Genomic DNA, 25118 nt, shown 5'->3' on the forward strand with positions numbered 1-25118 from the left:
GACCTCGGCATCGACTCCATCAAGCGCGTCGAAATCATGGGCGTCCTCCAGGAACGCGCGGGCGCCACCGTCACCGCCGGACCCGAGCAGCTCGCGGAACTCCGCACCCTTCGCGACATCGTCCAGCTGATCGCGGGTTCCGCGGCCCCCGCCGCCCCGGCCGCCGCTCCGGCCGCCTCGGGTCCCGACGCGGGCGCCGTCCAGGCCGTCCTCCTCTCCGTCGTCTCGGAGAAGACCGGCTACCCGGCCGACATGCTCGACCTCGACATGGACATCGAAGCCGACCTCGGCATCGACTCCATCAAGCGCGTCGAAATCATGGGCGTCCTCCAGGAACGCGCCGACGCCACCGTGACGGCGGGACCCGAGCAGCTCGCGGAACTCCGCACGCTGCGCGACATCGTCCGGCTGATCGCCGGAAGCTCCGCCCCCACCGGAGCCCCGGCCGCGCAGCCCGCCCCTGCCCCCGCGGACGCGGCCCCGCAGCCCAAGGCGGGCATCGGCCGGGCGCAGGCCGCGCTGACGGCCCTGCCCACGCCGGACCTGCTGGTGGGCGCGTACGAGGAGGGCTCCGCCGCCCTCGTCGTCGACGACGGCTCCGAGCTGGCCGCGGCCGTCGCCGCCCGGCTCGCCGGCTCCGGCCGCCGCGTGCACGTGCTGCGGCTTCCCGGGGTCGCCGAGCGGATCACCGGTGTGACCGACCACGCCCTGTCCGGCTGGGGCGTCACCGAGCTCGCCGAGCGGATCGAACCGGTCCTGGCCGACCGGGTCAGCCTGGTCGTCGACGTGTCCGCCGCCGACGGCGGCGACTGGTCGGACGGGGTGCGCCGGCTGGCGCACACCCTCCTCGTCGCCAAGCACGCGGTCGAGCCGCTCGGCGCCGCCGCCGCCTCCGGGCGCGCCGCGTTCGTCACCGCCACCCGGCTCGACGGCCGCTTCGGTCTCGGCGGGGTGCCCGAGGAGAAGGTCCCGGCGGGCGGTGTCGCCGGCCTGGTGAAGACCCTCGCCGTGGAGGCCCCGGCGGTGTTCTGCCGGGCCGTGGACCTGGCGCCGGCGCTGGACGCGCAGACGGCCGCCGCGCTCGTCGTCGACGAGGCGTCCGACGCCGTCGCCGACACCGTGCAGGTCGGCCACGACGGGACCCGCCGCGTCGGCCTCACCGTCGCCGAGCAGCCTCTGCGGGCCGCCGGAACCGACGTCCCGCAGCTCGGCCCGGACGACCTGCTGGTCGTCACCGGCGGCGGCCGCGGCATCACCGCCGCCTGCGTCGTCGAGCTGGCCCGGCAGTACCGGCCCGGTCTGCTCCTGCTGGGCCGCACCCCGCTGGCCGACGAGCCGGAGTGGGCGCGCGGCGTGGCGGAGTCCGCGCTGAAGGGCGCGGCGGCGGCGCACCTGAAGGCGGCCGGTGAGAAGCCGACCCCGAAGCGGGTGGAGCAGCTCAGCGGTGCGGTCGTCGGCGCCCGCGAGATCCGGGCGACGCTGGAGCAGGTGCGGGCCGCGGGCAGCGAGGTCGAGTACCTCGCCGCGGACATCACCGACGGGGCCGCGACGGCCGCCGCGCTGGCCCCGTACCGGGAGCGCGTCACCGGCCTGGTGCACGGTGCGGGCGTACTGGCCGACCAGCTCATCGCGAACAAGAAGGCCTCGGAGATCGAGCGGGTCTTCGCGCCGAAGCTGGCCGGGCTGCGCTCGGTGGCCGCGGCACTGCCCGAGGGGGCGCTGCGCCACGCGGTGCTGTTCTCCTCGGTCGCCGGGTTCTTCGGCAACCAGGGCCAGTCGGACTACGCCATGGCGAACGAGGTGCTGAACGCCTGGGCGTCGTCGTTCAAGCAGCGCAACCCGCAGGCCCACATCACCTCCCTGAACTGGGGGGCGTGGGAGAGCGGCATGGTCTCCCCGCAGGTCAAGGCGATCTTCGAGGAGCGGGGCATCGTCCTGATCCCCGTGGAGACCGGGGCGAGGATGTTCGCCGAGCAGTTCTCGGCGGGCCGCGCGGACGACGTCGTCACCGTCCTCGGGCCGACGACGCCGCTGTCCGAGCCGGAGCGTCCCGCGAGCGGCGCGCCGGTGACGGTGGAGCGGTCGCTGGAGGCGCTGGCCGGGGACCCGATCATCGGGGACCACGTCATCGGTGACGCGGCGGTCCTGCCGGCGGCGGTCGCCCTCGGCTGGGCTATCGGCGCGGCCGAGCGGACGACGGGCCAGGAGGTGCGCCGGGTCCGGGACTTCACCGTCCAGAAGGGCATCGTCTTCGACGGCACCGAGCCGGCCCGGATCTCCCTCACCCTCACCCCGTCCGGCGACACGCTGGGCGCGGCGATCCGCTCGACCGGCGCCGACGGCGGCCCGCGGCCGCACTACGGCGCGGTCGTCGAGACGGGCGCCGCGGCCGACGTGCCGGCGGTGGCCGGGCTGCCGGCGGCCGGGACCGGCCGGGACGCCGGATTCCTGTACGCCGACGGCACCCTGTTCCACGGCCCGTCCCTGCGCGGGGTGCGCCGGATCCTGGCCGAGGCGGAGTCCCGGCTGGTGCTGGAGGCCTCGCTGGCCGAGCACCGGCCCGACGGCGGCGCCTACGGCGGCTCCCGGTACGCGCCCGGCACGGCCGACCTGCTGCTCCAGGCGGGGCTGGTGTGGGTGAAGCTGTTCCGCGGGACGTCGGGTCTGCCGCTCTCGGTGGGCCGCGCCGACCTGCACCACCCGCTGCCGGACGGCGAGCCGTTCCTGATCGTGGTGGAGCCGACCGCGGCGAGCAACGGCACCAGTTCCTCGCTCACCATCACGGCCTGCGCGCCCGACGGACGCGTCCTGACCCGCTTCGACAACGTGTCGGTGGTCTCCGCCCCGCAGCTGGCGGCGAAGTTCGCCACCCGGAACGGCACCAGCGGCTGATTCCGCTCCGTATCCGACGCAAGCGGTCGTGTCGGCCCGGACGGTACCCGCACCGTGCGCCCGTCCGGGCCGGCCGCCCCTCAGAAGGGACCCCACAGCTCTCATGAGCAAGTACGCGATCGTCGGCCTCTCCTGCCTGTTCCCCGGAGCGGGGACGCCTGCCGAGTTCTGGCAGAACCTCAGCTCCGGCACGGACAGCCGCAGGGAGGGCGGGGAGGAGGTCTTCGGCCCCGCCCTCGACCCCCGGGACACCGACCCCCAGCACGAGATCTACTGCCGCCGGGGCGGCTTCATCACCGACTTCGCCTTCGACCCGACCGGCTACCGCCTCGACGCCGGGCAGCTCGCCGGCCTCGACCGGATCTTCCACTGGTCGCTGCACGTGGCGCGGGAGGCGCTGCGGGACAGCGGCCACGCCGACCGGCCGGAGGTCCTCGCCCGCACCGGTCTGATCCTGGGCAACTACTCCTTCCCCACCCTCGCCTCGGCCGAGGTCAGCGTGCCGCTCGTGCAGGAGGCCGTCCTCCAGGGCCTCCGCGACGCCGGCCACCCGGCGCTCGGCGCGCTCGCCGACAAGGCCCTGCAGATCGACGCGGCGTCCCTGAACCCGCAGGACCTGCGGGTCAGCGGCTCCCCCGTCGGCGTGGCGGCGGCCGCGCTGGGCCTGGGCGGCCCCCGCTACGCCCTCGACGCGGCCTGCTCGTCCGCCCTGTACGCGCTCAAGCTGGCCTGCGACCACCTGGCGGCCGGACAGGCCGACCTGGTGCTGGCGGGCGGCGTGTGCGCCCCGGACCCCACCCTCATCCACCTGTCGTTCTCGGACCTCCAGGCGTACCCGCGCAACGGGTTCAGCCAGCCGTTCGACGACCGCTCGGGCGGCATCCTGACCGGCCAGGGCGCCGGCATGGTCGCCGTGAAGCGGCTCGCGGACGCGCTCCGCGACGGCGACACCATCCACGCGGTCGTCGACGGGATCGGCCTGACCAACGACGGGGCGGGCCGCCACCTCCTCGTCCCGCAGGGCGGCGGCCAGCTCCAGTCGTACGAACTGGCGTACGCGCAGGCGGGCGTCGACCCGGCGGCGATCGACTACCTGGAGTGCCACGCGACGGGGACGCCGATCGGCGACGCCACCGAGGCCGGATCGGTCGCCGAGTTCTTCGGCGCAGCCGGCCGGACCCCGCTGATCGGCTCGGTCAAGGGCAACATCGGGCACCTGCTCACCGTCGCCGGCCTCAGCAGCATGCTGAAGGTCGTCCTGGCGATGGGCAACGGGCACATCCCGCCGACGATCGGCGTGGAGCAGCCGGTGTCCTCCAAGGACGGCCGGGTCGGCTCCGCGAACCTGGTGCGCGCCGGCCGCGACTGGCCGTCCGGTCCGGGCCCGCGCCGCGGCGCGGTGTCCGCGTTCGGCTTCGGCGGCACGAACGCGCACGTGGTGCTGTCGCAGCACACCGGCGGCGAGGCCCCGGCGGAGGAGCCGGCGGCGGCGCTGCCCGCGCTCGACGTGGTGGGCCTCGGCGCGCACTTCGGCGCGCTGGACGGAGTCGACTCCTTCGAGCGGGCCGTGTACGGCGGCGAGGACGCGCTGGTCCCGCTGCCCGAGCGGCGCTGGCGCGGCCTGGACGGCACCCGCGGCGGCTCCCTGGAGGCGGCGGCCGGGGTGTCGCCGGACGCCCTGCCGCACGGCGCGTTCGTCGACGGCGTCGGCATCGACCCGATCGACCAGAAGATCCCGCCGACGGACCTGCGCACGTACAACCTCCAGCACGCGCTGGCGACGAAGGTCGCCGACGAGGCGCTGCTGGACGCCGGCTACAGCCGGGCGGTGCCGGCCGGGCGGGCCGCGCCCGAGCCGCGCCGCATCGCGGTGGTCGTCGCGATGGAGATGGAGCCGGCGACGCACCTGCGGCTGACGCGCTACCGGCTCGGGCAGTTCCTGCGCGCCGAGTTCGAGCGGGCCGGGGTGCCGGTCGACGAGGAGGTGCTGTCCAAGCTGACGGCGGTCGGCCGGGACGCGGTCGTCGACCCGATCGTCGCGAACGAGGTCCTCAGCTACATCGGCAACGTGATGGCGAGCCGCATCTCCTCGCTGTGGAACCTGACGGGCCCGTCGTTCACGGTCTCCGCGGACGGCTCGGGCACCGCCGAGGCGCTCGAGGTGGCGCGGCTGCTGCTGCTCGACCCGAGCATCGAGGCCGTCCTGGTCGGTGCGGTCGACCTGGCGGGCTCGGCGGAGAACATGCTGCTGACGCCGGAGGCGGTGGCCGAGGCCGGCCTGACCTTCGGCGAGGGCGGGCAGGGCCGCCGCATCGGCGAGGGCGCCGGCGCGGTCGTCGTCACCCGCCCCGGCGGGGCGGGTCCGGGTGCGCGGGTGTACGCGCGCCTGGAGTCCCTCGCCATCCGGTACGCGGACCCCGTCGACGGGGAGCTGCCGGAGGCGGACGCCGGCGCGTTCGCGGCGGCGGCCTCGGCCGCGCTGGAGGAGGCGGGCGTCACCGCCGCCGACATCGGCTGCGTCGAGGCGCACGCGGGCGGCACCGCCGCCCAGGACCGGGCGGAGATCGCGGCGCTGGCCGCGGTGTACCCGGCGGGCACGGCGAGCGCCGCCCTGGGCAGCGCCAAGGCGCAGGTTGGCGACGCCGGCTGCGCGGCGGGCATGGCGGGGCTGATCCGCTCCGTCCTCGGCCTGCACCACGGCTACGTGCCGGGCACGCGCGGCTGGCAGCGCCCGGCCGGCGACCTCGCGGAGGACTTCGCGGCGTCCGGGCTGTACGTGCCGACGGCCTCGCGCCCGTGGCTGCGTACCCGGAAGGACAGCCGCCGGTACGCGGCGGTCAGCTTCCTCGGCGGCAGCGGCGCCCACGGCCACATGGTGCTGTCCTCCGACACCACCCGCGGCGCGGTCAGCGCCGCGGACTGGCGGCGCGCGGACGGGCCGGTGCTGCTGCCGCTGGCCGCGGACTCGGCGGACGACCTGCTCATGCTGGTCGCCCTGCACCGGGACCTGGTGGCCGAGGGCCGCGACCCGTACGAGCTCGCCCGCGCGGCCGCCGGCACGCTCGCCGGCAAGCCGGTGCGCGCGGTGCTCGTCGGGCGGGACCGGGAGGAGCTGCTCGCCCAGCTGGAGCTGGCCGTGCGGGACCTGCCGGGCGTGCACGCCGGGGGCGGGGAGTGGGCGACGCCGGCGGGGAGCTTCTCCACGGCCGCCCCGATCGGCCCCGACGGCAGGGTCGCGCTGGTCTACCCGGGGGCGTTCAACTCCTACCCGGGGCTGGGCCAGGACTTCTTCCGGGCGTTCCCGGGGCTGCTCGACCGGTTCGAGGGGCAGGCGGACGAGCCGGCCCGGCTGATGCGCGCCGCGGCCCTGTACCCGCGGACGCAGGCGGCGCCCGGGCGGCGGGAGCTGATGGAGCTGGAGGCCTCGCTGGGCGAGGACATCCCGTTCATGCTGGCGACCGGCACCAGCTTCGCGATGCTGTACACGGACCTGGTCCGCGGCGTCCTCGGGATCACCGCGCACGGCGGCTTCGGCTACAGCCTCGGCGAGTCGAGCATGCTGTTCGCGACGGAGTGCTGGCTGCCGGAGGGCCGCCGCGACGACCTGATCAGCAACACGCCGCTCTTCCACGACCGGCTGTGCGGGCCGCGGCGCACCGTGCGCGAGCTGTGGGGCCTGTCCGAGGACACCCCGGACGCGGACGTGTGGGCGAGCCACGTGCTGCTGACCGACGCGGACACCGTCCGGGCCGCGCTGGCCCGAGGCTATGACCGGGTGTACCTGACGCACGTCAACACCCCGAAGGAGCTGGTGGTCGCGGGCGATCCGGCGCAGTGCCGGGCGCTGATCGCGGAACTGGGCTGCCCGGCGGCCCGGTCGCCCGTCAACGCCGTGATGCACTGCCCGGCGGTCGACGCCGAACTCGACGGGCTGGCCGGGCTGAACGACTACCCGACCGGCTCGACGGGCGGCCTGGAGCTGTTCAGCGCGTACGACTACGAGGCGATCCGGGACCTGGACCGCAAGGAGGTCAGCCGCCGGATCGCGCACACGCTGCGCTCCGCGATCGACTTCCCGCGGCTGGTGCGGGGCGCCTACGACCGGGGGTTCCGCTACTTCCTGGAGGTCGGGCCGAGCTCGACCTGCTCGCGGTGGGTCAAGGACACCCTCGGCTCGGCTCGGCACGTCGCCGTGCCGGTGGACCGGCGCGGCGTGCCGACCGCCCGGTCGGTGGCGCAGCTGGTCGCCCGGCTGGTCGGGCACGGCCTCGCCGTCGACCTGGAGCCGCTGCTGGCGGCCGCCGACGAGCCGGTGCCGGTGCTGGCGGCCCGCAACTCCCGCTTCCGGGTGGGCGGCGGCGTCCCCGTACCGTCGCGCGTCGCCGCAGGCGTCACCGCGGCCGGCGCCGCCGGCCCCCTCGCCGCATCCACTGCGCCCCTGCCCGACGGCACGCGCGCCGCCACGGCCGCCGGGAACTCCGGCCGACCGGGCTCCGCGGGCACCGCACCGACCGCGCCGGGAACCGCGGCGCGCGGGGCAGCCCAGGACGGCGCCGGACGCACCGCCGCGGCGCCCGGGCCCGGTGCCTCGGGCTCGCCCGGCGGTGGACGTGCCGTCCCGCCTCCCGCCGACGGCCCCGCCGGGGAGTCGGCCGCGGACTCCGCGCCGTCTCCCGCCGGCGGTCCCGCCGGCCCGCCGGCCGCGAACCGCACGCCGTCCGCCTCCGCTGCGGCCGCCGGCGGTGGTTCCGCCGGTCCGGCCACCGGGAGCGCCGGTCGACCTGGCGCCGCAGGCGCCGGCTCAGCCGGCTCCGGCTCCGCGCCCGCCGGGCCGCGTTCCACCGGTACGGCCGCCCCGGCCGCCGGCAGACCTGCCCGTCCGGGCGCCCCTGCTCCGGCCGCGGCGTCGGCCGCGGCAACACCCGCACCCGTCCCGTCCGTACCGCCGGAGGACCCACGCCTCATGCCTGCCGACCCGACCCTGGCCGATCCGGAGGTCATCGCCTTCGACGGCGAGCCGATCTCCTTCCTTCCGTGGGCGCCCCCGGTGCCCGCGGCCGTGCAGCCCGCCGCCGCCGAGCCGGCCGCCCCCGCCGCGCCCGCGGCCCCGGGCGCCCCGGCCGGGCAGGGCTCCCCGCTGCCGGCGCCGGCGCCCGCCCGGGCCGCCGCCCGCCGTACGCCGTCCCGGTCCGCCCAGGCCGCCCCGGCCCCCGCCGCCTCCGGCGACGCGGCCGCGGCCGCCGCCGACCTGGTCCGCGACATCCGCCGGCAGATGGTCTCCACCCACGCGGTGGTGATGGAGACCCAGCGCATCCTGCAGGAGTCCGCGCTCAGCCGCGCGGAGTCCCTGCTGGAGGGCGGTCCGGCCACCGCCGGGGGCGTTCCCCCGGTGAGCGCCGCGCCCGCCGCACCCGCCGTGCCCGCCGCGCCCGCCCGGGCGGCGCTGCCGGCCGCGCCGCCGGCGCCGGCCGCCCTGCCGCAGCCGCCCGCGCCGCGCGTCGTCGAGGCGAGCGCCGTCCTGCCCCCGGCCGCCCCCGCTCGGAAGCCGGACGGGGTGATCTGGGACGAGGCGGACCTGATGGAGTTCGCCGTCGGCAGCGTCGCCAAGGTGTTCGGCCCGGAGTTCGGCGTCATCGACGGCTACGCCCAGCGCGTCCGGCTGCCCGCCGAGCCGTACCACTTCGTCAGCCGGGTCACCGCCCTGTCCGGCACCACGCACGAGTTCAAGCCCGCGAAGATCACCACGGAGTACGACGTCCCCGAGGACGCCTGGTACGCCGTCGACGGGGGCGTGCCGCCGGCCGTCACCGTCGAGGCCGGCCAGTGCGACCTGCTGCTGGTCAGCTACCTCGGCATCGACTTCCGCAACAAGGGCGAGCGGGTCTACCGCCTCCTCGACAGCACGCTGGTCTTCCGCGGCAACCTGCCGCGCGTCGGCCAGACCCTCAAGTACGACATCTCCATCGACCGGTTCGTGCACAACGGCGACACCACGCTCTTCTTCTTCAGCTACAAGTGCTACGCCGACGGCGAGCTCATCCTGGAGCTGCACGACGCCTGCGCCGGCTTCTTCAGCGCCGCCGAGCTGGAGACCCCGATCGGCGTGGTCATGACCGACAAGGAGAAGGCCGAGCGGGCCGCCCTGCCCAAGGGGTACTTCAAGCCGCTCGCCTACACCGACAAGAACCACCTCACCGCCGAGGACCTGGAGCTGCTCGCCCAGGGCCGCCCCGGCGACGTGTTCGGCCCCGACCACGCCCAGGACCCGGGCATCAACCCGGCCCTGCGACTGCCCGTCGAGAAGCTCCGCATGGTCGACGAGGTCACCATCGACCGCAAGGGCGGCCCCCGCGGCCTCGGCACGCTCAGCGCCGTGAAGAACCTGAGCCCCGATGCCTGGTACTTCGAGTGCCACTTCCCGGACGACCCGGTGCTCGCCGGCTCCCTCGTCGCCGAGGGCGCGGTCCAGCTCCTCCAGATCTACCTCCTGCACCAGGGCATGCACCTGACCCTCCCGGACGCCGCGTTCCAGTGCGTCACGGACACCCCGATCGAGGTGCAGGTCCGCGGCCAGATCACGCAGAAGCACACGCAGATCCGCTACGAGGTCGAGGTCATGGAGCTGACGCTCCTGCCGCGCGCCACGGTCATCGCGGACGTGCTGATCTACATAGGGGACCTGCCGGTCATCCGGATGAAGAACCTCGGCCTCCAGGTCCGCGAGAAGCCGGGGACCCCGTACCGCCCGGAGGCCGGCGGCATCCCGCAGTTCCTGGGCCGCCGCAACCGCAGCGGCGAGGCCGCCATGATCAACGAGATGCACCTGGCGCACGCCGCGAAGGGCGACCTGGACATCGCGATGGGCCCCGAGTTCGAGGTCTACCGCACCAGCCGGGCCCCTTACATCCCGAACGGCGCGTTCCAGTTCGTCGACCGCGTCATGTCCCTCAAGGGCACCCGCGGCGACCTGGGCCCCGGCTCGGAGATGGTGACCGAGTACGACTCCCCCGCCGACGCCTGGTACTACGAGGAGAACTCCTACCCGCACATGCCGAACGCCGTCTACATGGAGAGCTCGCTCCAGGCGGCGATCTTCCTCGGCTACTACCTCGGCGCCACCCTGAAGAACACCGACGAGCAGTACGCCATCCGCAACCTGGACGGCCGCGCCACCCTGGTCAAGGACATCGACCTGCGGGGCAAGACCATCCGCCACCACTCCAAGCTCCTGATGACCAGCGCCGTCACCGGCGCCGTCCTGCAGAACTTCTCGTACGAGCTGTCGGCCGACGGCGAGGTCTTCTACACGGGCGAGTCGCTGTTCGGCTACTTCAGCGACGCGGCCCTGGCCAACCAGGTGGGCCTGGACAACGGCAAGTACGTCGCCCCCTGGATCGAGACGAACGAGGTCGACCCGGCGAAGGTCCGCCGCATCGAGCTCCCCGAGGGCGCGCCCGCCTTCACCGACCCGTCCGGCGGCCACCTGCACCTGCCCGGCGGCCGGTACGCGCTCGTCGACCGGGTGGACCTGGTCGAGGGCGGCGGCCGGCACGGCCGCGGCTACCTGCACGGCCACCGGGCGATCCGGCCCGACGAGTGGTACTTCGACTGCCACTTCCACCGCGACCCCGTGATGCCCGGCTCGCTCGGCGTCGAGGCGATCCTCCAGGCGATGCGCCTGTACGTGATCGAGGAGAACCTCGCCGAGGGCTTCGAGCGGCCGCGCTTCGCGATGGCCACCGGGGTGGAGATGTCCTGGAAGTACCGCGGCCAGATCCTGCGCCACGACAAGGAGCTCTCCTTCGACGTGCACGTCAAGGAGGTGCGCCGCGAGGAGGGCCGCCTGCTGCTCATCGCCGACGCCGAGCTGTCGAAGCCGGGACTGCGCATCTACGAACTCACCGACGTGGCCATCGAGGTCCGTTCCACCGAGGCCTGACGGCCCGACAGCTGAGCCCAAGGAGCTTCGTTTCCCCATGGACACTCTCGAGACCCCTCTCCGGTGGTACGGAGAGCGCAACCCGAGCATCGACCCCGCCGGGATCTACCAGGTGCTGGCCGATCTGGACCACCCGTGTTTCATCACCGTCACCCGTGAGGGCATCGGCGCCGCGGCCGGCGGTTTCGCGACCGCCGACGGCGACGGCCTGCCCCTGCTGGCCGCCGCGCAGCCGCTCCCGCCGGAGCGGCTCGGCTCGGCCGCCTTCCGCGCGGCGCACGGGGTGAAGTACGCGTACATGGCGGGCGCCATGGCGGGCGGGATCGCCTCCGCCGACATGGTGGTCGCCCTCGCCCGGGAGGGCTTCCTGGCCTCCTTCGGCGCGGCGGGCCTGCTGCCCGAGCACATCGAGGCGGCGCTGGCGCGGTTCGCCGCGGAGATCCCGGGCCTGCCGTTCGCGGTGAACCTGATCCACAGCCCGAGCGAGGACCGGCTGGAGCGGGAGGCCGTCGAGCTGTTCCTGCGGCACGGGGTGCGCTGCGTCGAGGCGTCGGCGTACATGGACCTCACCCCGCACGTGGTGCGCTACCGCCTGGCGGGGCTGCGCCGGGACGAGGACGGCCGCATCGCCGCCGACAACCGGCTGATCGCCAAGATCAGCCGGCCGGAGACCGCCGAGCGGTTCATGCGCCCGGCGCCGGCCGCGCTGGTCGCGGCCCTGCTGGAGCAGGGGCTGGTCACGGCGGAGCAGGCCGAGCTGGCCCGCCATCTGCCGCTGGCCGACGACATCACCGTCGAGGCCGACTCGGGCGGCCACACCGACCGGCGGCCGCTGCCCGCGCTGCTGCCGTCGATCCTGCGGCTGCGCGACAACGTGCAGCGCGAGTACCGCTACGCCGTCCCGATCCGGGTCGGCGCCGGCGGCGGCCTGGGCACCCCGGTCGCGGTGGCGGCCGCCTTCGCGATGGGCGCCGCGTACGCGGTGACGGGCTCGGTGAACCAGTCCTGCCTGGAGTCGGGCGCCTCCACCGCCGCGAAGGCGATGCTCGCGGAGGCGGGCATCGCGGACTGCGAGATGGCCCCGGCGGCCGACATGTTCGAGATGGGCGTGGACCTCCAGGTCCTGAAGAAGGGCACGTTCTTCCCGATGCGCGCCCGCCGCCTGTACGAGCTGTACCAGGCGTACGACGGGCTGGAGGACATCCCGGCCGCCGACCGGGCGAAGCTGGAGTCGCAGGTGTTCCGGCGGCCGCTGGAGGACGTCTGGCAGGAGTGCGTGAGGTACTTCACCCGCCGCGACCCCGAGCAGCTGGCCCGCGCCGCCGACAGCCCGAAGCGGAAGATGGCCCTGGTGTTCCGCTGGTACCTGGGCATGGCCTCGCGGTGGGCGGTCGTCGGCGACGCCGATCGTGCCATGGACTACCAGGTGTGGTGCGGGCCGGCCATGGGCAGCTTCAACGACTGGGTGACCGGCAGCTACCTCAAGACGCCCGGCAACCGCCGGGTCGCCGAGGTGGCCCACCACCTGATGCGGGGTGCCGCCTTCCACACCCGGCTGAACCAGCTGCGCAACGCGGGCGTGCATGTGCCGGCGTCCGCCGCGGACTACCGGCCGGTGCCGCTGGAGACCTCGGCGGGGATGCCGTGAGCGTGCGCGGTGCGGAGGAGCTGGAGGCGCTGCTCGGCGACCCGGCGGACGACGCGAATCCGTACGGGTTCGCGGCGGCCGTCGGCCGCGACGAGCGGGACGCGTTCCCGGCGGAGTTCTGCGCCGAGCTGGCGCGGGCCGGGTTCCACCTGAACTACCTGCCCAAGGAGTGGGGCGGCACGTTCGAGTCGTTCGACCGCAGCCTGACGCTGGTGCGGTCGGCGGCCCGCCGGGACGTCAACATCATGCCCGGCACGATGTTCAGCATCATCGCGGCGACCTGCCTGCAGCTGCACGGCAGCGTGGAGCAGCAGCAGCTCGCCGCGGAGGTCCTGCGCGGCGGCGGCGCGGTGGGCTTCGCGCTCACCGAGGCGGCGCACGGCAGCGACCTGCTGGCCAACGAGGTCGCGCTGAGCGCGGACGGCGTGCTGGACGGCGAGAAGTGGATGGTCGGGCTGGGCCTGCGGTGCGAGGCGGTGTACGTGGTCGCCCGCACCGGGGCCCGCGGTCCCGGGGCGTTCTCGGCGGTCCTGCTGGACCTGCGGGACGTCCCGGCGGGGCAGCTGGAGCGACTGCCGGCGGCCGCGACGAACGGCATGCGCGGGATCGACCTGGCGCGGCTGCGGTTCACGGGCCTGCGGGTGCCGGACGGGGCGCGTGTCGGCCGGGAGGGCGAGGGCCTGGAGGCGGCCGTCAAGGCGCAGCAGGCGGTCCGCCTGATGAGCATGGCCGGCAGCCTGGGCATCGCGGACAGCGCCGTCCGCATCGCCCTGGACTTCGCGGCCGTCCGGAAGGTCGGCAGGGCGGTGCTGGCGTCGTCGCCGTGGCCGCGGCGCGAGCTGTCGGTCGCCGCGGCGGCCCTCCTCGCGGCGGACGTGTCGGCGCTGACGGCGGCCCGCGGGGTGCACGTGGTGCCGGAGGCGTTCTCGGTGTGGGCTCCCGCGGCCAAGCACGTGGTCGCGGAGTCCTGCGAGGAGCTGGTCCGGCGGGCGGGCGCGGTGCTGGCGACCCGCTCGGTCCTGCGGGAGGGCGAGGGCGGCGCGGGGCTGTTCCAGAAGCTCCAGCGGGACACGGCGGTGGTCCGGGTGATCGACGCGAGCACCCTGGCGAACCTGAAGTCGTACGCCGGCCAGGTGCCCACCCTCACCGAGGGCGGCGCCTCGGCTCCGGCCGATGCGGAGGCGCTGTCCGCGGTGTTCGCCCTGGACGCCGGGCTGCCCGCGTACGAGCCGGGCCGGCTCGACATGTTCGCGCGGGGCGCGGACCCGGTGCTGGCGGCCCTGCCGGGCGCGGCCGCGGAGGTGTCGGCGGCGCTGGCGGCGGACCCGTCCGCCGCGCCGGTCGCCGCGCTGGTGGAGGAGCTGGCGGGCGCGGTGGCGGGGCTCGGCGGGCTGACCCGCGCGGCCCGCGGGCCGGGCGCCGACCCGAACGCGCTGGTGGACGCGGCAGAGCGGTACGCGTGGCTGCACGCGGCGGGCTGCGCGGTCCACCTGTGGCGGGCCAACCGCGACCGCTCCCTGTACGGGACGGAGCCCGGCTCGGCCGGCTGGCTGGGCGCGGTCCTCGGCTATCTGCTGGCCCGCGCCGACGGCACCGACCCGCGGCGGCGGGGCGCGGTGCTGGAGCCGGCGCTCGACGCGGCGCTGGCGCTGAGGGAGTCCGGCCTGCTGTTCACCGCGCTGCCGGTGCGGCTGGCCACGAACCGACGGGAAGAGTCCTGATGTCCAAGTCCGATCTGACCGCGCTGGCCGCGGAGCTCGAGGAGTACCTCGGCGACCCGCACGACCCGGACAGCCGGATGCCGTTCACCGGGGTGCTGGAGTTCGACGAGAGCGGCGCCTACCCGGTGCACTACGTGAACCTGCTGCGCCGGTGGGGCGCGCACCTGCGGGGCCTGCCGGCCGAGCAGGGCGGCCTCGCGGGCAACGTGGAGACCGGGGTCAACCTGATGCGCCTGGTGGCGCGCCGCGACCCGTCCACCGCGGTCGGGACGGCGCTGAACAACCTCAGCTTCATGCCGGCGTGGATCACGGGCACGGAGGAGCAGAAGCGCTCGCTGATCGCGGACATGCGGCGGGGCAGCTCGATGTCGTGGGGCCTGTCGGAGCGGGTGCACGGCAGCGACCTGGTGGCGAACGAGGTGCGGGCCGAACGCGTGGAGGGCGGCTGGCGGCTGTACGGCGAGAAGTGGCCGATCGGCAACGCGACGGTCGCCGACAAGATGGTCGTGTTCGCCCGGACGGGCGAGCGGCCGGGCCCGGCCGCGTACTCGCTGTTCGTGGTCGACAAGTGGCTGGCGGAGCCGGGCACGATCGAGGACACGCCGTTCGAGAACCTGTACGGGGTGCGGGCGCTGGACCTCAGCGGGGTCCGCTTCGACGGGACGTTCGTCCCGGACTCGGCGATGCTGGGGCGCCGCGGCGAGGGCCTGGAGATCGCCCTGAAGGCGAGCCAGACGGCCCGCGTGGTGCTGATGCACCTGGCGCTGGCGGCCGTGGACACGAGCCTGCGCCTGGCGGTGGACTTCGCCGAGAACCGGGTGCTGCTGGGCGACACCGTCGCGGACGTCCCGTACACGCGGCGCCAGCTGGCGGAGGCGTTCGCGGACCTGATGCTGGCGGACGCGGTGTTCCTGGGGGCGACGCGCAGCCTGCAGGCGGCTCCGGAGCAGGTCAGCGTGTGGTCGTCGGTGGTGAAGTACCTGGTGCCGACGAAGCTCCAGCGGACACTGTCGCAGCTGACGGTGGTGCTGGGCGCGCGGACGTTCGTCCGCGACCACCCGCACTACGGGATGCACCAGAAGATGGTCCGCGACATCCTGATCACCGACATCGCCGACGGCAACACGGTGGTGAACCTGCGCAACCTGGGCCACCAGCTGGGCAGCCTGCTGGCCTCGGCGGCCGACCCGGATCCGGCGGCCGTGGCGGTGGCCGAGGAGCGCGCCGCGACGCTGTTCGGGATGGACGCGGAGCTGCCGCCGTACGCGCCGTGGAAGCAGGAGCTGTTCAGCCGGGGCGGCCTGGACGACGCGGTGCTGGCCGCGCCGGACGGGATCCGCCGGCTGCGGCAGCTCGCGGACGCGGCCGCGGGCACGGACCGGGAGCGGCTGCTGGCCGCCGCGGACACCGCCGAGGAGCTGGTGGGGCGCGCGGGCGCGCTGCACGGGCGGGCGCGGGAGCTGAAGGCGCGGCTGGGCCGGGGCTACGGGCAGTCGCCGGAGCTGTTCGACCTGGCCAAGGAGTACTGCCTGGTGCACGCGGCGGCGGCGGTCGTGCTGTCGTACGTTCACTCGCAGGGGGTACTCGAGGCCCCGCTCCCCAACCCCGCTCTACTGCTGCTCCAGTTGGAGCGCGTACGCAGGGAGTTGTACCCGCACGAGGCGGTCACGGACCAGTCCGTGGTCGACGACGTGATGCAGGTGCTGCGGCATCTGCACCGGGAGGACCGGCTGTTCTCGCTCTGGCAGTTCCCGCTCGCCAAGCGGACCTCCGACTCCTCCGCCGCCCGCATCTGACATCGCCGCAACGACTGTGAAGGACGTTTCCATGTCGCAGAATCCCACTCCCCGCGTCGCGATCGTCGGCGCCGGCGTCGCCGGGATCTCCGCTGCCTACCACCTGCGCGAGCACGCGCAGATCACCGTGTTCGAGCGGGAGGACCGGCTCGGCGGGCACGCCAACACCGTGGAGGTGGAGGACGACGGCCGCATCCTCGGCATCGACACCGCTTTCGTGGTCTTCAACCGCCCCGCCTACCCGAACCTGTTCGGCTTCTTCGAGGAGCTGGGCGTGGAGGCGGTGGAGCACCTGGGCGGCTTCAACTTCTTCGACCTGGACAGCGGGCTGGAGTACGGCACGCGTGAGCTGGACCTGGCCGAGGAGGAGGTCGTCGGCCGCTACTCGGAGGAGTTCGTCACGATCTGGCGGGAGGCGCGCCGCTTCCACGAGGAGGGCCGCCGCGACTTCCTGCGCAAGAAGGCGGACATCCCGCTGGGCGAGTACCTCGACCGGGGCGGCTACAGCCAGGCGTTCCGCTACTCGTACGTGATCCTGCTGTGCTCGGCGGTGTGGTCGGTGCCGGCGGAGCTGATCTGGGAGATCCCGGCCTCGACGGTGATCGCCTTCTACCTGGGGCACGACGAGGGCGGGCTCGGCGGCCGCAAGGTGGACTGGCGGACCGTCGGCGGCGGCTCGATCTCGTACGTGCGCAAGGCGATCGCCGCGATCGGCGGCGACCTGCGCGTGGCGGAGCCGGCGACGTCGATCCGGCAGGATGCGGACGGCGTCACGGTGACGACGGCGAAGGGCAGCGAGACGTTCGACTACGTCGTCGTGGGCACCCACGCCGACGAGGCGCTGGCGCTGCTGGAGAACCCGTCGGCCCGCCAGAAGGAGGTGCTGGGGCCGGTGCGCTACAGCTCCTCTCGGGTGGTGCTGCACACCGACGCGTCGGTGATGCCGGCGACGAAGGAGCGCTGGGAGGCCTGGAACTACGGGCAGGTCGTGGCGGGCGGCGAGGCGAAGCAGTACGTGGCGTACTACATGAACAAGCTGCACGGCTTCACCGCGGAGAAGGACTACTTCGTGACGCTGGACTACCCGCTGGAGGTGGACCCGGAGTCGGTGATCGCGGAGTTCCCGTACACGCACCCGATCATCGACATCAACGTCCGCAACCTCCAGGCGGACATATACAACGTCAACGAGGGGACCCGGCTGAAGCTGGCCGGCTCGTACTTCCACTCCAGGAAGCTGGGCTGGGACCAGATCGGCTCGCACGAGGCGGGTTTCTCCTCGGGCGCCGAGGCCGCGGCCCAGCTTCTGAAGGAGCTCAGGGAGCAGTCGAAGGGCTGACACCGCCCGCGGGCGCGCCGGGAGCGTCCGGGCCTTCGGGCCCGGCGCCCCGGCGGACCGCGGACTGGTGCTCCTGGGCGAGCCGGCGCAGCGCCAAGAGGGCCGGCTCCAGCAGGACGGTCAGCACGAGGGCCCGCTCGGCCATTTCGAGCGGGTCCCGTATCCCCTCGATCCCGTCGAGGTCGACGGCGGCGATCCGTGCGGCGAGCTCGCCGTAGGGGACCAGCCGCTTCCAGTCGTAGTCCGTGCCGAGCTCGGCGAGGGTGTCGAGGGTCCGGGCGACGACCGCCCTGCCGGAGGACTCCTCGGACACCTGCCAGCCGAGGGCGTCCAGCATGGCGTCGACCTCGGGCATGCGGGGGCTCTCCGCGGCCCCGGCCGCGTCCCCGGTGTCCGCCGCGTCGGCGGTGGCGCCGAGGACGAGGCCGAGGACGCGGTGGGGGTCGCCCTCCCGCTCGTACACGCCGCCGAGGACCTCCCTGGCGGCGCCCACGCTCAGCCCGCGCACCCCGACCAGGGCCCGGACCAGCCGGAGCCGCCGTACGTGCGACTCGTCGTACTCGGCCTGGTTCGGGGCGGTCGCGCGTCCGGGATGCAGCAGTCCCTCGCGGAGGTAGTACTTGATGGTGGTGATCGGCACCCCGCTGCGGCGGCTCAGCTCCGAGATACGCATCGCTCTTCCTTCTCCCGGCTGTTTTTCGACTCTCGATTAGCTAGTGGACAGTGCCACTATCTATCATGGATACTGCCACTCACCAATACTGAAGGCGAGACCCCACGGTGCCCAAACTCACCTGGAAGAGCAGCAAGCCGGTCCCCGCTGACACCGGGACCCACATCATGGCCTCCCGCTTCGAGGTCAAGTCGCTCGCCGACGTCCCCCGCTTCTTCGTCCGCGCCCTCGCGGCCTGGGCCCAGCTGAAGACGTCGCGCGGAGCCGTCGAGGCCTCCCTGATCGCCGAACCCCTCAAGCGCACGTTCTGGACCCTGTCCGCCTGGGAGAGCCGCGAGGCGATCCACGGCTACGCGAGGGCCGAACCGCACCGCGGCATCATGCGCGAGCTGCGGTCCACGATGCGCACGTCCGTCTTCACCTTCTGGGAGCTGCCCGCCGGCGAACTCCCGCTGGACTGGGACGACGCCCGCGCCCGCCTCGCCGCGCAGCTGCGCGCGGACGCCGAGAACGCCTGACGGCGCCCTCCGGGCGCACCGCACGCCGCCCGGACCCCTCTTCTCCCGACCCGGGACACCCCCGCCCCGGGTCGGGGCCCCTCCCCTGCACGACCGTCTTCCGTCCCCGCCTTCGTACTGGAGACCCCCGGATGAGCACGAACCAGAGCAAGACCCCGAGCCCGAGCCCCGGCGGCGCGGGCGCCTTAGGAGCGGACGACGGCGCCGGGCGCCGCCGCCCGGCCCTGTGGCTGCTGATCACCGCCACGAGCGTCCCGATGTTCATGGTCGCCCTGAACAACCTCGTCGTCTCGACCGCCCTGCCCACCCTGGCCAAGGACCTGAACGCGGACACGCAGGACCTCCAGTGGTTCGTCAACGCGTACGTGCTGGCTTTCGCCTGCCTGCTCCTCACGGGCGCCGCCCTCGGCGACCGGTTCGGCCGGCGCAGGGTCTTCCTCCTGGGCATCGGCCTCTTCACCGCCGCCTCGGTCTACTGCGGCCTGTGCGACACCACCGCCGAGCTGATCTTCGGCCGCACCGCGCAGGGCGTCGGCGCGGCGGCCGTGATGCCGCTGTCGATGACTCTGCTGGCGCAGGCCGTACCGGCCAACAGGCGCAACCTGGCGCTCGGGCTGTGGTCGGCGTTCAGCGGCCTGGCCGTGGCCTTCGGGCCGCTGGTCGGCGGCGCCGTCGTCGACGGCATCGACTGGCACTGGATCTTCTGGATCAACGTCCCCGTCTGCCTGGTCGCGGTCCCGCTGGTGCTGAAGGTCCTCGACGAGAGCCGGCTGGCCGGCACGCGCCTCGACCTGTTCGGCATGGTCCTGGCGACCGGCGGACTCGTCGCCCTGGTCTGGGGCATCGTCAACGGCTCCGAGGACGGCTGGACCGACCCCACCATCATCGGCGCGTTCGCCGCCGGCGCGGTCCTGCTCGCCGGGTTCGTCGCCTGGGAGGCGCGGGCCGCGGAGCCGATGCTGCCGCTGTCGCTGTACCGGGTGCGCTCCTTCGTCCTGTGCAACGCGGTCTCGGGGGCGATGTACTTCGGCGTCTTCGGGTCCATCTTCCTGCTCTCCCAGTACCTCCAGATCGCCCCGGTCCGCACCCCGCTGGAGGCCGGCGTGCTGACCCTGGCGTGGACCCTGATGCCGATGTTCATCGCACCGCTGGCCGGCATCCTGACCGACCGCGTCGGCGGCGGCCGCCTGATGGCGCTCGGGCTCTTCCTCCAGGCGGTCGGCCTGGGCTGGATCGCCCTGGTCGCGACGGACAACACCCCGTACTCCCACCTCGTCGGCGGCATGGTCGTCGGCGGTACGGGCATGGGCTTCGCCTTCGCCCCGACCGCGGCGGTCGTCCTCGCCTCGGTCTCGCAGAAGCTGTACGGCACTGCGTCGGGCGCGAACACCACGGCCCGCGAGGTCGGCGGCGCGCTCGGCATCGCCGTCCTGGCCACGGTCTTCGTCCGCAACGGCTCCGCGGCGAGCGCCCAGCAGTTCGTCGACGGCATGAAGCCGGCGATCTGGGTCGGCGTGGCGGTGGTCCTCCTGGGCGCCCTGGCCGCCCTCGCGATCCCCCGCACGGCCACCACCCGCCCGGCGGCGGACGAGCCGACGCGGGACGAGGCCGCCCCCCAGCCCCAGCCGGCGACGGTGACGGCCTGACACCCCGCCACACCCCGCACAGGCCCGGCCGCTCGACCCGGCCGGGCCCTGCCGCGTCCGGCGGCATCCCTCCCTTCCCCTTCGGCATCTACTTGCTAGAGTGGAAAGTAGATGCCGGACGGCAAACGAACGGGGCGGACACGGAATGACGGCAAACCAGGCAAACGCAGTCGGCACCCTGCAGGACATGGCCCGGATCGAGGCGGCGTCCGCACGGGCGGGCAAGGGCTGGTACGGCCGCTACCTGTGGCTGTTCGCCGCGTGGCAGCTCGTCCTCGTCCCCGCCGTCCTGCTGTGGCACGGCCCGGCTGCGCTCGCCGTGACGATGCCGGCCAACGTGCTGGCGGTCACGGCCCTCTCCGTGTTCGCCGTACGCCGGCCGGTGGTGCCGCGGGGCCTGACCCGCAGGCACCTGACGGTGATCGGCACCTGGGCCGCGGCCTACTGCGCCAGCCTCGCGCTGGGCCTGACCGCGTTCACGGACAGCGTCCCCTTCGCGGCCGCGGCAGCCCTGGCCTGCGCCGCCCCGGCGGCGACCGCCGCCCTCCGCGAATCGCGCCGGGCATGACGACCCAGCACGCCCCCACGCCGGGGCACCCCCGCCACGCCCTCGAACCCCTCCTGACCTCGGCGGTCCGCCTGTCGGTCGTCGCGGCGCTCGCGGGCGTCGACAAGGCCGAGTTCGCCTACGTCCGCGACCTGGTGGAGATCACGGACTCGGCCCTCTCGAAGCAGGCGACGCGCCTGGAGGAGGCCGGCTGGCTGGGCATCGAAAAAGGCCAGGCAGGCCGCCGCCCCCGCACCTGGCTCTCCCTCACCGAAGCCGGCCGCACCGCCTACACCCGCCACCTGACCGCCCTCCGAGCCATCGCGGGCCCCCTGCACTGACGCCGCGAGGCATCAGTCCTGCGGATTGCCGTTGGCGGCGAGACCGGCGCCCATGGCCCGGTAGGCGTGCTCCCCCTGCGCGCCGGCCCACCACCCCGCTCACCCTCCGCCCCACCCGGGCAGCACCCCCGGCCACCGTCACCTCACACACACCGCACCCCTCCCACCACCCAAAGCCCCGACGCTAGCCCCGCTCCCCCGCCACGCCCAGGTACGAAGGGGCACCCCGCGGGGCAGCCCCACGGGCGCTCCGGCCTCTCCGCACGCGGGCGGCACGAACGCGACCGGCGGTCACCGGCGGGCCGTAAGCTCGTCGAATGCCTTCGTCCCTCCTCACCCACGCCCTGACCACGTCCGTCGACCCGCCCCTACGCCCCCTCCCGGCCCCCGTACCGGACCTCCTCACCACCCTGGGCGCCGCCCCGCGCCTGGCCGCACACCTGCGGGCGGTCCACGACGTGGCGTACGAACTGACAACCTGGATCACCCCCGCCTACTCCACCCTGCCGCTCGACCGCGAGGCAGTACGGTTCGGCGCGGCCACTCACGACATAGGCAAGGTCCTCCACCCCGCCGAACTCACCGGCCCCGGCTCCGCCCACGAACCGGCCGGCCGCACACTCCTCCTCGACCACGGCTTCCCGCCCCACCTGGCCCGCTTCGCGCACACTCACGCCCGCTGGACGGATCCGACCGCCACGGTGGAGGACCTCGTGGTCAGCACGGCGGACAAAGTCTGGAAGGGCAAACGCGTCCCCGACCTGGAGGACCTCCTGACCTCCCACCTGGCCAGGGCCACAGGCACGGAGCACTGGGAAGCCTTCCTGGCCCTGGACGACACCCTGACCACCCTGGCCAACACGGCCGAGTACCGCCTGTCCTTCCAGAACGCGTACCCGGTGATCTGAGGCCGGCTCGTCCGCTGCAGCCAGTCCCGAACGCTGCTTACGGACAGGAGGATTGACACACGCAGCCGACCTCGCGTCCTACGCTGTCCGGTGTCTGTCGAGCTGCACAGAGAAGGGGCAAGGCCGTGTCATTCGATGCTCCCCCCGGCCCGCACGACAATCCCGTCGCGTTCGGGCAACGTGTCCAGATCCACCGCACCCGCCGCGGCATGACCCGCGAGCAGCTGGCCGGACTCCTCGGCCACCACCCGTCATGGGTGAAGAAGATCGAGACGGGCAGCATGCGCATGCCGCGGCTGCCGGAGATCCTGCGCATCGCGCAGGCCCTGCGGATCCGCCGCCTGGACGACCTCGTCGGCGACATGGGCGCCGAGCCGCACACCGACCTCTTCCTCGGCCCCGGCCACGACAGACTGCCGGCCGTCCGCACCGCCCTCGCCTCCTACGCTCCGCCCGGTACGCGCGAAGCCCCGTCGCCCGAGTTCCTGCGCGCCGCCCTCGACTCCGCGTGGCGCGCCCGCCACGGGGCACCCGACCACCGCGAGGTGATCGGCTCACTCTTGCCCGGGCTGATCCGCGACACGCAGCTGGCAGTCCGTCAGGCCGACACGGCAGCCGAGCGGCGCGCCGCCCTGGCCCTCCAGGCGGAGGCGTGCTGCTTGGCCCAGTTCTTCGTCGCCTACCAGCCCGACCCGTCGCTGCTGTGGCGGGTCGCCGAGCGCGGGACGGCCGCGGCCCACGAATCCGAGGACCCGCACGCCATCGGCGTGGCCGCATGGCTGTCCGCCCAGGCCCATCGCGACTCGGGTCCCGGCCGCTACGACGAGGCGGACGAAGTCGTCCGGCAAGCCCTGCACCTACTCGAACCGAACCTGGACCGGGCACCCCAGCACGTCCAGGCCCTCGTAGGCGCACTGCGCGCGGAGGCCGGCCTCACGGCCGCGAAGCGCCGAGAGACGGGCGCGGCGTGGGGCTGGTGGGAGCGCGCCGACCAGATCGCCCAACGGCTCCCCGCCGACTACTTCCACCCGATCACGTCCTTCGGCCGCGCGGTGATGGGCGCGCACGGCGTCAGCGTGGCCGTGGAGCTGCACTCCGGCGGCGAGGCCGCGCGCCAGGCCGCCCGGGCAGAAGCCGCCACCATCCCGTCGCGCCCGCGACGCGCCCGGCACCGCATCGAGCAGGCCCGCGCCTACCACCTGGACGGCCAGGCCGAAGCAGCCCTGACAACCCTCCAGCAGGCCCACGCGGCCGCCCCGGACACCACGCGCTACAACGGCTTCGCCCGCGTCATCGTCCTGGAAGAGACGACAAGCCGGGCCCCGGAACGCCGCCGCCTGGCCAGCCGCCTGGCCGTCGACCTCGGCCTCCTGGCCGCCTGACACAGGGGCCGAAACCGGGCCCCTCCCCCACTCCACAGGCCCCTACCGTCGTCGCCACACCGAGCCGACGACGGTAGGGAAGGCCCCTTGCAACAGGAAACATCACCCACGGACTGGTACGCCCGCACGCTGCACAACCCGGCGGAGGCGTACAAGGCATGGCGGACGTGCGGGGTGGCGGTACTCCCGCTCGGGGAGCACTTCGAGGCGATCCGCTTCCCGCAGGCTCTCGCAGCCGCAGCAGTCGGCTGCACCACGACGACCGTCGTAAACCTGGCCTTCGCGGACGCCCTGGAGGGCCCGATCATCCACGACCCCCGCGGCGGCAACTACTACCTCTTGGTCGCCCCCGCCACCCGAACCCGCTGGAACCGCACCCACCAACACCACGCCGAATGCCTCGGCACCAACACCCAACTCGGCGTCCCGCACCCCGCCCACGACCGCGCAACCCCCACTCGCCCGCTCTACTGGGCCAACCCACCCACCCCGAACACCCCGTTCTGCCGCACGGCGGCAGCAAACCTCCTCCTCCGCATCGCAACGGCCCGCCTGACGGAGTCGGCAGCAACCACCCCGTCTCAACCCCGGCACCGTCCGCTCAAAGCGCCGGGAAGCACCCACATCCTGAACGCCCAGCCCATCAAAGCGCAGGCCGAACCAGGACCCCAGCCCACGCCGCCCCTACCCCGCAGGTTGTCTTGAACACCAGCCCTCTCCGGGCCGGCGCCCGAGGGACCATCCCCGCGTTTTCTGGGAGCAGGTCACGTAGATCGTGACGTCCTCGGTAGTGCGGGGGTCATCCCCGCGCGTGCGGGGAGCAGTCGGTCCGGACCGCCTTGGCGATGTTGGTCCGGGGGTCATCCCCGCGCGTGCGGGGAGCAGTTCACCCTGAACGGCGCCTCCGCGGACAACCAGGGGTCATCCCCGCGCGTGCGGGGAGCAGGACGGTGGGCACGGCCCAGACGCCGAACCGCGGGGGTCATCCCCGCGCGTGCGGGGAGCAGGGGGAGGCCCTGGGGCTGGTCGTGTTCGGGGGGGTCATCTCCGCGCGTGCGGGGAGCAGTCGAGCGTCGTCAACGGCGCCCACGGTCACGCGGGGTCATCCCCGCGCGTGCGGGGAGCAGCTTCTCCGCGTCGAGGTCCTGCGGCGGAAGACGGGGTCATCCCCGCGCGTGCGGGGAGCAGGGTGATCTGGTTGACGAAGTGGCCGGCGAGGCGGGGTCATCCCCGCGCGTGCGGGGAGCAGCAGCCCCGGGAGGAGGACGGCCGTGGCGTCGCTGGGTCATCCCCGCGCGTGCGGGGAGCAGATTCGGTCGGCATTGCGGCCTCCCTTTCGGTCGGGGTCATCCCCGCGCGTGCGGGGAGCAGTGCTGCACTCAACTTCCCCTTTCCGGGGGGGTGGGGTCATCCCCGCGCGTGCGGGGAGCAGGTCAGGTCCGCGCCGACCGCGTACAGCCGGGCGGGGTCATCCCCGCGCGTGCGGGGAGCAGTGGGAGCAGCACGTGCAGTCGTGCAGGCACTCGGGGTCATCCCCGCGCGTGCGGGGAGCAGATGCCTGCGGTGTCGAACTGGATGAACGGGTCGGGGTCATCCCCGCGCGTGCGGGGAGCAGGCCGAAGAGGTCGCCGTCGGGGAGTGGACCCCGGGGTCATCCCCGCGCGTGCGGGGAGCAGGTTCACGGTCGCGTTCCCGTTCGGGACCCAGTTGGGTCATCCCCGCGCGTGCGGGGAGCAGACGACCACGCCGCCGACCAGCCACAGCGGCA

Annotated in this window: 14 protein-coding genes and 1 CRISPR repeat array (1 of these 15 only partly in view); of the genes, 13 read left to right on the top strand and 1 reads right to left on the bottom strand. The window is 74.2% G+C overall.

What is annotated here, in order from left to right; genetic code table 11:
• From ACZ462_RS22130 to ACZ462_RS22155, 6 genes are all read left to right on the top strand, one after another.
• A partial coding sequence (locus tag ACZ462_RS22130) for an SDR family NAD(P)-dependent oxidoreductase (protein WP_468252639.1) occupies positions 1-2892 on the top strand: 2892 nt, incomplete at its 5' end.
• A 103-nt stretch (positions 2893-2995) separates the two neighbouring features.
• The gene (locus tag ACZ462_RS22135; RefSeq protein WP_467803163.1) at positions 2996-10831 is read left to right on the top strand and encodes a beta-ketoacyl synthase N-terminal-like domain-containing protein; all 7836 of its coding nucleotides are present in this window, start codon (positions 2996-2998) and stop codon (positions 10829-10831) included.
• 37 nt (positions 10832-10868) lie between these two features.
• Complete coding sequence (locus ACZ462_RS22140) at positions 10869-12479, top strand: PfaD family polyunsaturated fatty acid/polyketide biosynthesis protein (protein ID WP_467803164.1); 1611 nt, start codon at positions 10869-10871, stop codon at positions 12477-12479.
• Entirely contained in the window at positions 12476-14200 is a 1725-nt protein-coding gene (locus tag ACZ462_RS22145; RefSeq protein ID WP_467803166.1) for an acyl-CoA dehydrogenase family protein, read from the top strand. Before ACZ462_RS22140 ends, ACZ462_RS22145 begins: the two co-directional genes overlap by 4 nt.
• Complete coding sequence (locus ACZ462_RS22150; RefSeq protein WP_467803168.1) at positions 14200-15996, top strand: acyl-CoA dehydrogenase family protein; 1797 nt, start codon at positions 14200-14202, stop codon at positions 15994-15996. The genes ACZ462_RS22145 and ACZ462_RS22150 overlap by 1 nt, the downstream gene beginning before the upstream one ends.
• 31 nt (positions 15997-16027) lie before the next feature.
• The gene (locus ACZ462_RS22155) at positions 16028-17335 is read left to right on the top strand and encodes an NAD(P)/FAD-dependent oxidoreductase (RefSeq protein WP_467803170.1); all 1308 of its coding nucleotides are present in this window, start codon (positions 16028-16030) and stop codon (positions 17333-17335) included.
• Here the strand turns inward: ACZ462_RS22155 and ACZ462_RS22160 are convergent.
• A complete protein-coding gene (locus ACZ462_RS22160; RefSeq protein ID WP_467803171.1) occupies positions 17313-18008 on the bottom strand; it encodes a MerR family transcriptional regulator in 696 nt (231 codons plus the stop codon). The two genes, ACZ462_RS22155 and ACZ462_RS22160, sit on opposite strands and share 23 nt — an antisense overlap.
• A gap of 107 nt (positions 18009-18115) precedes the next feature.
• Between ACZ462_RS22160 and ACZ462_RS22165 the strand changes: the two genes are divergently transcribed.
• The 7 genes from ACZ462_RS22165 (at position 18116) to ACZ462_RS22195 (ending at position 24055) form a co-directional block, all read left to right on the top strand.
• The gene (locus ACZ462_RS22165; RefSeq protein ID WP_467803173.1) at positions 18116-18526 is read left to right on the top strand and encodes a DUF3291 domain-containing protein; all 411 of its coding nucleotides are present in this window, start codon (positions 18116-18118) and stop codon (positions 18524-18526) included.
• 257 nt (positions 18527-18783) lie between these two features.
• Positions 18784-20172, top strand: coding sequence for a DHA2 family efflux MFS transporter permease subunit (locus tag ACZ462_RS22170; RefSeq protein ID WP_467803267.1), 1389 nt, complete (start codon positions 18784-18786; stop codon positions 20170-20172).
• A 187-nt stretch (positions 20173-20359) separates the two neighbouring features.
• Positions 20360-20740, top strand: coding sequence for a hypothetical protein (locus ACZ462_RS22175; protein ID WP_467803174.1), 381 nt, complete (start codon positions 20360-20362; stop codon positions 20738-20740).
• Complete coding sequence (locus ACZ462_RS22180) at positions 20737-21060, top strand: winged helix-turn-helix domain-containing protein (RefSeq protein WP_467803176.1); 324 nt, start codon at positions 20737-20739, stop codon at positions 21058-21060. Before ACZ462_RS22175 ends, ACZ462_RS22180 begins: the two co-directional genes overlap by 4 nt.
• A gap of 317 nt (positions 21061-21377) precedes the next feature.
• Positions 21378-21968: an HD domain-containing protein gene (locus tag ACZ462_RS22185; RefSeq protein WP_467803178.1), complete on the top strand. Its 591-nt coding sequence runs from the start codon at positions 21378-21380 to the stop codon at positions 21966-21968.
• 125 nt (positions 21969-22093) lie between these two features.
• Positions 22094-23350, top strand: coding sequence for a helix-turn-helix domain-containing protein (locus tag ACZ462_RS22190; RefSeq protein ID WP_467803179.1), 1257 nt, complete (start codon positions 22094-22096; stop codon positions 23348-23350).
• A gap of 87 nt (positions 23351-23437) precedes the next feature.
• Positions 23438-24055, top strand: a complete 618-nt coding sequence (locus ACZ462_RS22195) for a hypothetical protein (protein WP_467803180.1) — start codon at positions 23438-23440, stop codon at positions 24053-24055.
• Positions 24056-24146: 91 nt separating this feature from the next.
• Positions 24147-25118: direct repeats of the CRISPR family, unit length 28 nt; unit sequence GGGTCATCCCCGCGCGTGCGGGGAGCAG (it continues 397 nt past the right edge of the window).

The organism is Streptomyces sp. NPDC031121 (assembly GCF_055570615.1).

Excerpts from the sequence above, each read along its gene's own strand:
- ACZ462_RS22140 (WP_467803164.1), top strand. The coding sequence starts at position 10,869 with ATGGACACTCTCGAGACCCCTCTCCGGTGGTACGGAGAGCGCAACCCG.
- ACZ462_RS22160 (WP_467803171.1), bottom strand. The coding sequence starts at position 18,008 with ATGCGTATCTCGGAGCTGAGCCGCCGCAGCGGGGTGCCGATCACCACC.
- ACZ462_RS22150 (WP_467803168.1), top strand. The coding sequence starts at position 14,200 with ATGTCCAAGTCCGATCTGACCGCGCTGGCCGCGGAGCTCGAGGAGTAC.
- ACZ462_RS22155 (WP_467803170.1), top strand. The coding sequence starts at position 16,028 with ATGTCGCAGAATCCCACTCCCCGCGTCGCGATCGTCGGCGCCGGCGTC.
- ACZ462_RS22170 (WP_467803267.1), top strand. The coding sequence starts at position 18,784 with ATGTTCATGGTCGCCCTGAACAACCTCGTCGTCTCGACCGCCCTGCCC.
- ACZ462_RS22180 (WP_467803176.1), top strand. The coding sequence starts at position 20,737 with ATGACGACCCAGCACGCCCCCACGCCGGGGCACCCCCGCCACGCCCTC.
- ACZ462_RS22135 (WP_467803163.1), top strand. The coding sequence starts at position 2,996 with ATGAGCAAGTACGCGATCGTCGGCCTCTCCTGCCTGTTCCCCGGAGCG.
- ACZ462_RS22175 (WP_467803174.1), top strand. The coding sequence starts at position 20,360 with ATGGCCCGGATCGAGGCGGCGTCCGCACGGGCGGGCAAGGGCTGGTAC.
- ACZ462_RS22185 (WP_467803178.1), top strand. The coding sequence starts at position 21,378 with ATGCCTTCGTCCCTCCTCACCCACGCCCTGACCACGTCCGTCGACCCG.